Annotated in this window: 8 protein-coding genes and 1 riboswitch; of the genes, 7 read left to right on the forward strand and 1 reads right to left on the reverse strand. The window is 65.7% G+C overall.

Annotated elements, in window-relative coordinates; translation table 11 throughout:
• Positions 1-100 precede the first annotated feature (100 nt).
• Positions 101-1,819: a gamma-glutamyltransferase gene (gene ggt, locus ROV95_RS09890; RefSeq protein WP_155030083.1), complete on the forward strand. Its 1,719-nt coding sequence runs from the start codon at positions 101-103 to the stop codon at positions 1,817-1,819.
• Positions 1,820-2,465: 646 nt separating this feature from the next.
• Here the strand turns inward: ggt and ROV95_RS09895 are convergent.
• A complete protein-coding gene (locus ROV95_RS09895; RefSeq protein ID WP_155030082.1) occupies positions 2,466-4,043 on the reverse strand; it encodes a BCCT family transporter in 1,578 nt (525 codons plus the stop codon).
• Between the two features lie 246 nt (positions 4,044-4,289).
• A riboswitch (TPP riboswitch) is annotated at positions 4,290-4,390 on the forward strand.
• 82 nt (positions 4,391-4,472) lie between these two features.
• Between ROV95_RS09895 and thiC the strand changes: the two genes are divergently transcribed.
• From thiC to ROV95_RS09925, 6 genes are all read left to right on the forward strand, one after another.
• Positions 4,473-6,317 carry a phosphomethylpyrimidine synthase ThiC gene (gene thiC, locus ROV95_RS09900; RefSeq protein WP_312544194.1) on the forward strand — a complete coding sequence of 615 codons (1,845 nt, stop codon included), beginning with the start codon at positions 4,473-4,475 and terminating at the stop codon, positions 6,315-6,317.
• Between the two features lie 405 nt (positions 6,318-6,722).
• Positions 6,723-7,106, forward strand: a complete 384-nt coding sequence (gene rbfA, locus ROV95_RS09905; RefSeq protein ID WP_312544196.1) for a 30S ribosome-binding factor RbfA — start codon at positions 6,723-6,725, stop codon at positions 7,104-7,106.
• A 108-nt stretch (positions 7,107-7,214) separates the two neighbouring features.
• On the forward strand, positions 7,215-8,123 hold the full coding sequence (gene truB / locus ROV95_RS09910; RefSeq protein ID WP_251102655.1) for a tRNA pseudouridine(55) synthase TruB: 909 nt from the start codon (positions 7,215-7,217) through the stop codon (positions 8,121-8,123).
• Between the two features lie 174 nt (positions 8,124-8,297).
• On the forward strand, positions 8,298-8,558 hold the full coding sequence (rpsO, locus tag ROV95_RS09915) for a 30S ribosomal protein S15 (protein ID WP_005417886.1): 261 nt from the start codon (positions 8,298-8,300) through the stop codon (positions 8,556-8,558).
• 151 nt (positions 8,559-8,709) lie between these two features.
• Positions 8,710-10,818 carry a polyribonucleotide nucleotidyltransferase gene (gene pnp, locus ROV95_RS09920; RefSeq protein ID WP_005417884.1) on the forward strand — a complete coding sequence of 703 codons (2,109 nt, stop codon included), beginning with the start codon at positions 8,710-8,712 and terminating at the stop codon, positions 10,816-10,818.
• A 280-nt stretch (positions 10,819-11,098) separates the two neighbouring features.
• Positions 11,099-12,289 (forward strand): glycoside hydrolase family 18 protein, encoded by a 1,191-nt coding sequence (locus ROV95_RS09925; RefSeq protein ID WP_262213239.1) that lies wholly within the window; start codon positions 11,099-11,101, stop codon positions 12,287-12,289.
• Positions 12,290-12,328: the final 39 nt, after the last annotated feature.

Here is a 12,328-nt window from a genome sequence, read left to right on the forward strand (position 1 = left end):
TTCTTCCACCCCAGGATCAACGTCCATGACGTCTGTCCGATACCGCGTGAAGGCCGCAGCGGCGAAGATCGGGGAACCACCCGTCCATCGGAACCCGACCGTGTCCCGACGCCTTGCCCGTTCCCTGATCGCCGCCGCCGTGCTGGCTGCCGTGCCCGCGCTGTCCTTTGCCGCCGACCGCATTACCGGCCACACCTTCGCCACCCGTTCGGAGGTGATCGCCCCCCATGCGATGGCCGCCACCTCGCAGCCGCTGGCCACCCAGATCGCGCTGGACGTGATGAAGGGCGGTGGCTCGGCGGTGGATGCCGCCATCGCGGCCAACGCAGCGCTGGGCCTGATGGAGCCCACCGGCAACGGCATCGGCGGCGACCTGTTCGCCATCGTCTGGGACCCGAAGACGCAGAAGCTCTATGGCTACAACGGCTCGGGGCGCTCGCCGAAATCGCTCACCCTGGCCGAGTTCCAGCGCCGTGGCCTGAAGGACATCCCGGCCACCGGCCCGCTGCCGGTGTCGGTACCTGGCGCGGTCGACGGCTGGTTCGCACTGCACGACCGCTTCGGTCGCAAGCCGATGGCCGACAACCTGGCGCCGGCCATCCGCTACGCCCGCGAGGGCCACCCGGTGGCCGAAGTGATCGCCTACTACTGGGACCGCTCGGTACCCAAGCTGTCGCAGTACCCGGGCTTCAAGGAGCAGTTCACGATCAACGGCCACGCCCCGCGCAAGGGCGAGATGTGGAAGAACCCGAATCTGGCCAGCACGCTGCAGAAGATCGCCGATGGCGGCCGCGACGCCTTCTACAAGGGTGACATCGCCCGCACCATCGGCGCCTATTTCAAGGCCAACGGTGGCTATCTGAGCTATCAGGACTTGGCCGAGCACCACGGTGAATGGGTCGAGCCGGTCAGCAGCAACTACCGTGGCTACGACGTGTGGGAACTGCCGCCGAACAGCCAGGGCATTGCCGCGCTGCAGATCCTCAACGTGCTGGAAGGCTACGATTTCTCGAAGATCCCGTTTGGTTCACCGGAGCATGTGCACCTGTTCGTTGAAGCGAAGAAGCTGGCCTTCGCCGACCGTGCACGCTTCTACGCCGACATGGCGTTCCAGCCGGCGCCGGTGCAGAAGCTGATCTCCAAGGAGTACGCCGCGCAGCGTCGTGCGCTGATCTCGATGGACAAGGCGTTGAAGGAAGTGCAGCCGGGCACACCGAAGCAGCTGGAGGAGGGCGACACGATCTACATGACCGTGGCCGACGCCGACGGCATGATGGTCTCGCTGATCCAGTCCAACTACCGCGGCATGGGCAGCGGCATGGCGCCGCCGGGGCTGGGCTTCATCCTGCAGGATCGTGGCGAGATGTTCGTGCTGCAGAAGAACCATCCCAACGGCTACGCGCCGGGCAAGCGCCCCTTCCAGACCATCATTCCGGCGTTCATCACCAAGGGCGGCAAGCCGTATGCCAGCTTCGGCGTGATGGGCGGCGCGATGCAGCCGCAGGGCCACGCGCAGATCGTGATGAACCTGGTGGACTTCGGCATGAACCTGCAGGAAGCCGGTGATGCGCCGCGCATCCAGCACGAAGGCTCGACTGAACCGACGGGTCAGGCCACGGCGATGACCGACGGTGGTGAAGTGAATCTGGAAACCGGCTTCCCGTACGAGACGGTGCGCGCGCTGATGCGCAAGGGGCATCGCATCGTGTTCGCCGATGGCCCGTATGGCGGGTACCAAGCGATCATGCGTGATCCCGAGACCGGGGTTTACTACGGTGCTTCGGAGAGCCGCAAGGATGGGCAGGCGGCGGGGTATTGAGGTTTTCCGGCCACCGGGCTGAGCCCCCTCTGCGGTGGTGAGGGTTTCAGTGATGCTTGGTTTGGCCGGGCGGGTGGATTGTCTGGGGGCCGCTGCTAGTACGTCCATGTAAGCTCGGTCGCCGCTTGCTCGTGTGCACTGTCCTGCGCACACGGCAAGACCGGGGTTGGGCATCCGGCCCAACCCGCCCGAGGCATGCCTCGGGCCCATGCGGCTCACGCCCCCAGCCAACCCACCCGCCCGGCCACGGACAGTTTCCTGCGGCCGCCACCGCAGGAAGAGAAAGAAGAAGATCAAGAGCAAAGGCAACAGCAACAGCAACAGCAACAGCCGCGCGCTGTGGGTTGGGGTCGGACCCGTTTTCCGAAGGAAAACGGATCCGACCCCTTCTTGTTTTCCGATACACCTGATCCACGCATGGCGTGGATCTACTGCCGTCACCGGGAAATTGTCGGAGGCGGGGAGGGGCCGATGGCGGGACCGTCCACGGCATGGATGCCGTGGCCGAGCCTACAGGGACCGTACTTGCGGCGTGTCCCGCCATCGGCCCCCTCACCGCCAGACCAGCAGAAATCCAGAGCCGCTTTTGAAGTTGTTGTTGCCGTTGCTTGAAAAAAGCGGTGCAGCCGCAGGCTGCAAAACCCCCTCAATCCTGATCGTGCGCGCGCGCTGCCTCCGCCTGGGTTTCCTCCTGCGCCGCCATCTCGCGTGCAATCCACGCATCGATCATGTGCCGCTGGCGCTGCGCCTGCCGCCGCTCCCGGGTGTATTCCTGGTCCAGCACCCGGTACAGGGACACCATCACAAGAAGCATCAGCAGCGCGAACGGCAGCGCAGCGATGGTGATCATGCCCTGCAGCGCCTCCAGTCCCCCTGCCAACAGCAAGGAACCCGCCACGAGCGCAATGCCGACACCCCACGCCACTTTGTGCTTGCGCAATGGCTCGCCCGCGTCGTCCGTGGACATGCTGGCCAGCACAAGTACCGCAGAATCAGCCGAGGTCACGAAGAAGATCATCAGTAGCACCAGCGCAATGCACGACAGCAGCAACGGCAGCGGCATGCTGTCGAACATGGTGAACAGCACCGTTTCATAGCCGTTGCCCAGTGCCTGCAGCAGGTCGGCCTGGCCGAAGATCTGCATCCAGATCGCGGTGCCACCGAACACCGAGAACCAGAAGAAGCCCAGCAGCGTCGGTGCCAGCACCACGCCGATCACGAACTCGCGCACGCTGCGCCCGCGCGAGATGCGCGCGATGAACGAACCCACGAACGGTGCCCAGGAGATCCACCAGGCCCAGTAGAAGATCGTCCAGTCCGCGACCCAGGTGCTGGACGAGAACGGTGACATGCGCAGGCTCATCGTCACCAGCTGATTGAGATAGGAGCCCAACGTCGTCGTGAAGGTGTTGAAGATCGCGCCAGTCGGGCCGAGTACCAGCACCAGCGCGAGCAGCAGTGCAGCCAATGCAAGGTTGAAGTTGGACAGCCATTTCATGCCGCGGCCGACGCCGCTGAGCGTGGACGCCATGTACAGCACGAAAGCCACTGCGATGATGGTCAGCTGCAGCGGCACGCCCGCCTGCACGCCGAACACGCGTTCCACGCCGGCCGCGATCTGTATCGTGCCGAAGCCCAGTGCTGTAGCCACGCCAACCGCGGTGGCGACGACCGCGGAGATGTTGACCATATGCCCGATCCAGCCACGATGGTGACGGCCGATGATCGGTTGCAACATATCGCTGATCTGGCCACGGCCGTTGCGGTTGAACTGGAACCAGGCCATTGCCAGGCCGATCAGCGCATAGATGGCCCAGGGGTGCAGGCCCCAATGGAAGAACACGTAGCGCATGGCAGCACGCGCGGCGTCCATGCTTTCAGGTGCCAGCCCTTCCGGTGGCTTGCTGAAGTGCGAAATGGGCTCGGCGGCGCCCCAGAACACCAGACCGATGCCCATGCCAGCGGCGAACAGCATCGACATCCAGCTGGCCCGCGAGAACTCCGGTTCGGCGTCCTCTCCGCCGATGCGCAGGTTGCCGAAGCGGCCGAAGGCCAGGTACATCAGGAATACCAGGGCCAGGAACACGACCAGCAGGTAGAGCCAGCCGATGCCGCGGATGAGTTCGCCGAGGATGCTCTGCACCACGGTATTGAAGGGACCGGGTGCAACACCGGCGAGCAGCACCAGCAGCAGAACCAGTGCAATGGAAACGCGAAACACCATGAAGGGGCTTCTCCGATCAAGGGATTGAGGGGAGCGAGCAGAGCTTGCTGCGAGGGGCCGGCGACATGCAGCACAGACCGGGCAGGGGGCCGCGAAGGCGGCGAGGAAACACCGGCCGCAGCGGCAGGATGCGCGTGCACGTTACTGAATGCGATGTCACGGTTCTGTTAATACAGAGACAGCGGATCCACACCGTGCGTGGATGGAACAGCCATGGGCTGCAGCACGTTCTATGCTCTAATGCACACCAAGAAGCGGGGGTACCGGGCCATGTGGCCACGGTTGAGACAGTCCCTTGGAACCTGATCCGGCTCATACCGGCGTAGGGAAGCTTTGCAGTGCAGCCATGCCCGGATTCCGCCCAAGGACCGTCCGGGAGCGGCAGCAGTGCGCCGCCGCTTCGTCCCTGACCTTCCTGGACGATGCCCGATGAACGCACAGCTCTCCGCCCTGCAGCAACAGGCCCAGCAACTCTCCGAATCCGTGACCCGGCCCATTCCCGGATCGCGCAAGATACACGTGGCCGGCTCGCGCCCGGATCTGCTGGTGCCGATGCGCGAGATCGCGCTGACCCGCACGCCGACCCTGTTCGGCGGCGAAGAGAACGCACCGGTCACGGTCTACGACACGTCCGGTCCGTACACCGATCCGGAGGTGCGCATCGATCTGTCGGCCGGTTTGCCGGAACTGCGCCGCAGCTGGGTGGAAGAGCGCGGTGATACCGAACAGCTCGAAGGACTGAGTTCTTCGTTCGGCCGCGACCGCGAGCATGACCCGAAACTCGATGCCGTGCGGTTCCCTGCGCGCAGCCTGCCACGCCGTGCGCGAGCCGGCGCGAACGTCACCCAGATGCACTATGCGCGGCGCGGCATCATCACGCCGGAAATGGAGTTCGTCGCCATCCGCGAGAACCAGCGGCTCGACGCGGTCCGCGATGCCGGCCTGCTGCAGCAGCACCCGGGCGAGTCGTTCGGTGCTTCAATCCAGAAGGTGATCACACCCGAATTCGTGCGCGACGAGATCGCACGCGGCCGCGCGGTACTGCCCAACAACATCAACCACCCGGAAAGCGAGCCGATGATCATCGGCCGCAACTTCCTGACCAAGATCAACGCCAACATCGGCAACAGCGCAGTGTCCTCGGGCATTGCCGAGGAAGTGGAGAAACTGGTGTGGGCGATCCGCTGGGGCGGTGACACGGTGATGGACCTGTCCACCGGCAAGCACATCCATGAGACCCGCGAGTGGATCATCCGCAACTCGCCGGTGGCGATCGGTACCGTGCCGATCTACCAGGCGCTGGAGAAGGTCGACGGCCGTGCCGAAGCACTTACCTGGGAAATCTTCCGTGACACGCTGATCGAGCAGGCCGAGCAGGGCGTGGACTACTTCACCATCCACGCTGGCGTGCTGCTGCGCTACGTGCCACTCACCGCCAGGCGCGTGACCGGCATTGTCAGCCGTGGTGGCTCGATCATGGCCAAGTGGTGCCTGGCGCACCACAAGGAGAATTTCCTCTACACGCATTTCGAAGACATCTGCGAGATCATGAAGGCCTATGACGTGACCTTCTCGCTGGGTGACGGCCTGCGCCCGGGCTGCATCGCCGATGCCAACGACGCCGCGCAGTTCGGTGAGCTGGAAACGCTGGGTGAGCTGACGAAGATCGCCTGGAAGCATGATGTGCAGACCATGATCGAAGGCCCCGGCCATGTGCCGATGCAGCTGATCAAGGAAAACATGGACAAGCAGCTGCGCGAGTGTGGCGAGGCGCCGTTCTATACGCTGGGCCCGCTGACCACCGACATCGCGCCGGGCTACGACCACATCACCAGCGCGATCGGTGCGGCGATGATCGGCTGGTTCGGCACGGCGATGCTCTGCTACGTGACGCCGAAGGAGCACCTTGGCCTGCCCAACCGCCAGGATGTGCGCGACGGCATCATGGCCTATCGCATTGCCGCGCACGCAGCCGACCTGGCCAAGGGGCATCCGGGCGCGCAGGTGCGCGACAACGCGCTGAGCAAGGCGCGTTTCGAGTTCCGCTGGGAAGACCAGTTCCATCTTGGCCTGGATCCGGAGAAGGCCAAGGAATTCCATGACGAGACGCTGCCGAAGGATGCGCACAAGCTGGCCCACTTCTGCTCGATGTGCGGCCCGCACTTCTGTTCGATGAAGATCACCCAGGATGTGCGTGACTACGCCGAAGCCGGCATGAAGGAGAAGTCGGCGGAGTTCCGCGCGGCCGGTGCCGAGGTCTATCGCCAGGGGTGACGCGGAAGCGGGGGTGGGGGGGCCGGGGCCCCCCCCCCCCCCCCGCCCCCGCCCCCCCCCGCCCCCCCCCCCCCCCCCCCCGCCCCCCCGGGAGGGCCCCCCCCCCCCCCCCCCCCCCCGGGGGGCCCCCCGCCGCCCCCCCCCCGCCCCCCCCCCCCGCCCGCCCCCCCCCCCCCCCCCCCCCCCCCCCCCTCCCCACCCCCGCCCGCCCCCCCCCCCCCCGGGCCGCCCCCTACCGTGATGTAGAACCCGACCAACGGTCGGGTACCATGGTAGATGTAGCGCCCGACCGTTGGCCGGGCGACAATCGAATCAAAGATGGCGCCCGACCGTTGGCCGGGCGACAATCGAATCAAAGGTAGCGCCCGACCGTTGGTCGGGCGACAACTGAACCAAGAGCTCCTCGTGCCCAAGACTTTCCATCGAACCGACCGTGTCTCTGCCCAGCTGCGCCGCGAACTCGGCACCCTGGTGCACAACGCCGTGCGCGAGCACGGGTTGCCCTCGGTGAGCGTGTCCGACGTGGAAATCACCCGCGATATGGCTCATGCCAAGGTCTTCGTCACCGCGCTGATGCCGGAGCGTTCAGCGGAAGCGGTGGCCGGCCTGAAGGAACTGGGCTACCGCCTGCGCATGGACCTGGCCCGGGCGATGAAGCTGCGCCATGTGCCGGAGCTGCATTTCCACTACGACGACTCGGTCGATCGTGGCGAGCATATCGACAACCTCCTGCGCGACCTGCCCGATACGCTGGCCGCGGAGAAGCGTCGCGAGGGCGACGAAGAATAAGCCAGCGCCGGGCCCATGCCCGGCGTCTTTTCATTCTGACCGTGCGAGGCCGGACGCTGGCCGCGCTTCGCGCTCGCCGGGCATGGCCCGGCGCTACCCGTATCTGTCATGACCCGAATTCAGTTCCGCCGCCTGGATGGCATCCTGCTGCTCGACAAGTCGACCGGCATGAGCTCCAACGCCGCCCTGCAGGTGGCCCGTCGCCTGTTCCGTGCCGAGAAGGGCGGCCACACCGGCAGCCTCGACCCGCTGGCCACCGGTCTGCTGCCGCTGTGCTTCGGCGAGGCGACCAAGATCGCTGGGCTGCTGCTGGGGTCGGCCAAGGCCTACGATGCCGAGATCGTGCTCGGCCAGACGACCGATACCGACGATTCCGAGGGCCAGGTGCTGCTGCAGCGCCCGGTACCGGCGATCGGTGCCGAGGCCCTGCAGGCCGCGTTGGCGCCGCTGACCGGCAACATCCGCCAGCGTGCCCCGGTCTATTCGGCACTGAAGCAGGGTGGTGAGCCGCTGTATGTGAAGGCCCGCCGTGGTGACGTCATCGAGGCGCCGGAACGCGAGGTGCAGGTGCACGCCATCGACGTGCTGGAGCAGCAGCCTGAGCGCTTGCGGCTGCGCGTGACCTGCGGTTCGGGCACCTACATCCGCAGCCTGGCCCGCGACCTGGGCGAGGCGCTGGGATGTGGCGCACACATCAGTGCGCTGCGCCGGCTCTGGGTGGAGCCGTTCCGCGAACCGGCGATGGTCACCCTGGACCAGCTGCGGGCGATGGCCGAGGCCGGCGACGAGGCGGCCATGGATGCGCTGCTGCTGCCGCTGGCGGCCGGCCTGGCTGAATACCCGCGGGTCGATCTCGATGCCGACCAGACCCATCGCTTCTGCGTCGGCCAGCGCCAGCGCGACCCGTCCTGGCCCCACGGCCTGGTGGCGGTGTTCGGTCCGGGCGATGCTGTCCAGGGGCTGGGCCAGGTCGATGACAGTGGTCTGCTGGCTCCGCAGCGTCGTTTCAACCTCTGACCGGGGCCAGGGCGGTTCAGCCCCGGTCCTTGTCCCGGAAGCCCCTGGCCGTTACAATTTCGCGGCCGTTTTCCGGCAGCCTGCCTCGTGCAGGTTTCATCCTCGTAGTCCACGGCGAGCCTGGCGGTGCGCGAAGCGCGTTCCTGCCGGCCACGCATCACAGAGAAAAAAGAAATGTCGATCGACACCCAGAAGGTCATTGAAGACAACAAGCGCAGCGCCGCTGACACCGGCTCCCCGGAAGTCCAGGTGGCCCTGCTGACCGCCCGCATCGAACTGCTGACCGGCCACTTCAAGACCCACAAGAAGGACCACCACAGCCGCCGCGGCCTGCTGCAGATGGTCAACCGCCGTCGCAGCCTGCTCGACTACCTGAAGAAGAAGGACGTCGAGCGTTACAAGGCCCTGATCGAGAAGCTTGGCCTGCGTCGCTAAGCAACGAATTCCCCGCGGCGCAGCGATGCGCCGCGGTTTTGTTTTGTAGTACCGCAATCCCCGATTCAGGCCGGAACGATCCGGTCACCCGCTGGCGGCAAGGGTCGCCGACGGTCCAAATTCGCAGACAGCATCCCCAAGGACACCCTCCGTGGCAAAAATCACCAAAACCTTCCAGTACGGCAAGCACACCGTCACGCTTGAGACCGGCGAAGTCGCCCGCCAGGCCAGCGGTGCCGTCATCGTCAAGATGGACGACACCGTACTGCTGGTCACCGCCGTCGCCGCCAAGAGCGCGCGCGAAGGCCAGGACTTCTTCCCGCTGACCGTCGATTATCAGGAAAAGTTCTACGCCGGCGGCCGTATCCCGGGTGGTTTCTTCAAGCGTGAAGGCCGTGCGACCGAGAAGGAAACGCTGATCTCGCGCCTGATCGACCGTCCGATCCGCCCGCTGTTCCCGGAGGACTACAAGAACGAAGTGCAGATCATCGCCACGGTGATGTCGCTGAACCCGGACGTGGACGGTGACATCCCGGCCCTGATCGGTGCCTCGGCTGCCCTGGCCCTGGCCGGTACCCCGTTCATGGGTCCGATCGGCGCTGCCAAGGTCGGTTACAAGAACGGCGAGTACATCCTGAACCCGACCGTCAGCGAACTGGCTGACTCGCAGCTGGAACTGGTCGTCGCCGGTACCTCCAACGCCGTGCTGATGGTCGAATCCGAAGCCGCGCTGCTGTCCGAAGAAGTGATGCTGGGCGCCGTGACCTTCGGTCACCGCGAAATGCAGAAGGTCATCAACGCGATCAACGAGCTGACCGTCGAAGCCGGCACCAAGCCGTCGACCTGGGAAGCCCCGGCCAAGAACGACGCGCTGATCTCCGCCCTGAAGGAAGCCATCGGCCCGCGCCTGGGCGAAGCCTTCCAGGTGCGTGACAAGCTGCAGCGCCGCGACGCCATCTCGGCGATCAAGAAGGACGTATTCGAAGCCCTGGCGGGCCGCGTGGCCGCCGAAGGCTGGAACCCGGCCGAGCTGTCGAAGGAATTCGGCGAGCTGGAATACCGCACCATGCGTGACTCGGTGCTGGACACCAAGGTCCGCATCGACGGCCGTGCGCTGGACACCGTCCGCCCGATCACCGTGAAGACCGGCGTGCTGCCGCGTACCCACGGTTCCTCGCTGTTCACCCGCGGCGAAACCCAGGCCATCGTGACCATCACCCTGGGCACCGCCCGTGATGGCCAGGTCATCGACGCCGTTGCCGGTGAGTACAAGGAAAACTTCCTGTTCCACTACAACTTCCCTCCGTTCTCGGTGGGCGAGTGCGGCCGCATGATGGGCCCGAAGCGCCGCGAAATCGGCCACGGTCGTCTGGCCAAGCGCGGCGTGCTGGCTGTCATGCCGTCGCTGGAAGCCTTCCCGTACACCATCCGCGTCGTTTCGGAAATCACCGAGTCGAACGGTTCCTCGTCGATGGCCTCGGTCTGCGGCTCGTCGCTGGCCCTGATGGACGCCGGCGTGCCGGTGAAGGCCCCGGTGGCCGGTATCGCCATGGGTCTGGTCAAGGAAGGCGATCGTTTCGTGGTCCTGTCCGACATCCTGGGTGACGAAGATCACCTGGGCGACATGGACTTCAAGGTGGCCGGTACCGCTGAGGGCATCTCCGCCCTGCAGATGGACATCAAGATCGAAGGCATCACCGAAGAAATCATGAAGCAGGCCCTGCAGCAGGCCAAGGCTGGCCGCCTGCACATCCTGGGCGAGATGGCCCACGGCCTGACCGCTCCGCGTGAAGAGCTGTCGGACTACGCGCCGCGCCTGCTGACCATCAAGATCCACCCGGACAAGATCCGCGAAGTGATCGGCAAGGGCGGCTCGACCATCCAGGCCATCACCAAGGAAACCGGCACCCAGATCGACATCCAGGACGACGGCACCATCGTCATCGCGTCGGTCAACGCCATCGCTGCCCAGGCTGCCAAGGCCCGCATCGAGCAGATCACCTCGGACGTCGAGCCGGGCCGCATCTACGAAGGCAAGGTCGCCAAGATCATGGACTTCGGTGCGTTCGTCACCATCCTGCCGGGCAAGGATGGCCTGGTCCACGTCTCGCAGATCTCCAGCGAGCGCGTCGAGAAGGTCGGCGACAAGCTGAAGGAAGGCGATGTGGTCAAGGTCAAGGTGCTGGAAGTCGACAAGCAGGGCCGTATCCGCCTGTCGATGAAGGCCGTCGAAGAAGGCGAAGGCGCCAGCGCCGAATAATCGGTACTGCTGATCGTGCGGTGGGTGAGGACCGTTGGTCCTCACGCTTTCGCAAATGAAAAAGCGGGCTTCGGCCCGCTTTTTCTTTGCCTCGATGTTGCGAAGAGAAGCTCATCCAGGTCGCTGCATGTCCTGCTGCAGTGCATGAGGGCCGCCACGCGGCCATCGTTCTGTCTCGGTTGCACGGATCGCGCCTGTCCATGGGACGACATGCCGCGACACCCGTACCGCAGCCCCATCGGTTTGCTAACGTGGCGGCGCCTTCGAACCGGGAGTTTCCATGTTCCGCCAGACCGTGGCCGTCCTTGCCGTGCTGATTGCCGGCGCCCTGCCCATTGCCGCGCGCGCCGCGCCTGCACAGCCGCCGATCTTCGGCGCCTACTACCCGGGCGGCTCGGCCGAACGCTATCCGGTCTCGAGCATTCCAGCCGAGCGCCTGACGCATCTGTTCTATGCGTTCTCCACCATCGAGGACGGGCGCTGCACGATCGGTGCGGAAGCGCCGAAGAATTTCGCCGCACTGGCCGAACTCAAGAAGGCGCATCCGCACCTGCGCACGCTGATTTCGATCGGTGGCTGGGGTGCCGGTGGGTTCTCCGATGCAGCGCTGACCGAGGCCAGCCGCAAGCGCTTGGTCGATTCGTGCATGGCGCTGTTCTTCGATCGCCATGCCGGCAGCTTCGACGGCGTGGACATCGATTGGGAGTTCCCGGTCAGTGGCGGACCGAAGGAGCTGGCGCATCGCCCGCAGGATCGCGTCAATCTGACCCGGCTTGCCCAGGCCTTCCGCGCGGCACTCGATGCGCGCGGCCGCAGGACGGGGCAGTCGATGCTGCTGACTGCCGCGCTGGCCGCCGGTCGCCTGCAGACCGATGGCCCCTACGATCCAGCAGCGAGCTATGACCTGCCGGCGCTGGCCAAGGTGTTCGATTTCATCAACCTCATGAGCTACGACATGGGCACCGGCTTCTCCTCGGTGTCGACCTTCAATGCGCCTCTGCATGAAGTGCCGGCCGATCCGCTGGCGCCGGAGCTGCGGCGCTGGAACAACGTGGCCGGCGCGGTGCAGTTCTACCGCGAGCACGGCGTGCCGGCCGGGAAGCTGGTGCTGGGCGTACCGTTCTACGGGCGCGGCTTCAAGGTCACCGGCGACGCCCCGGATGGGCTGTACCAGGCCTACAGTGCGCCGGCTGATGCCGGCGACTGGCGGGTGATCAAGGCGCGCTATCTCGACCAGCCGGGTTGGACGAAACACTGGCAGCCGCAGGCGCAGAGCCCGTGGCTGTACAACGCCGCGCAGAAGATCTTCATCAGCTATGAAGACCCGCGCTCGATCGGGCTGCGTGCGCAGTTCGCCCGTGAGCAGGGCCTGGCCGGGGTGTTCATGTGGGAACTGACCGGCGATGACGAACAGGCCAGCCTGCTCAATGCCATGCTGGGCCCCTGGCAGAAGGCGCGCATCGGCGATTGAGTGTCGGGTGGCGCGTCGTGCTGGGCCCATGCCGCAACG

It is taken from the genome of Stenotrophomonas maltophilia group sp. msm1 (genome assembly GCF_032025805.1).
GTDB lineage: Bacteria > Pseudomonadota > Gammaproteobacteria > Xanthomonadales > Xanthomonadaceae > Stenotrophomonas > Stenotrophomonas hibiscicola.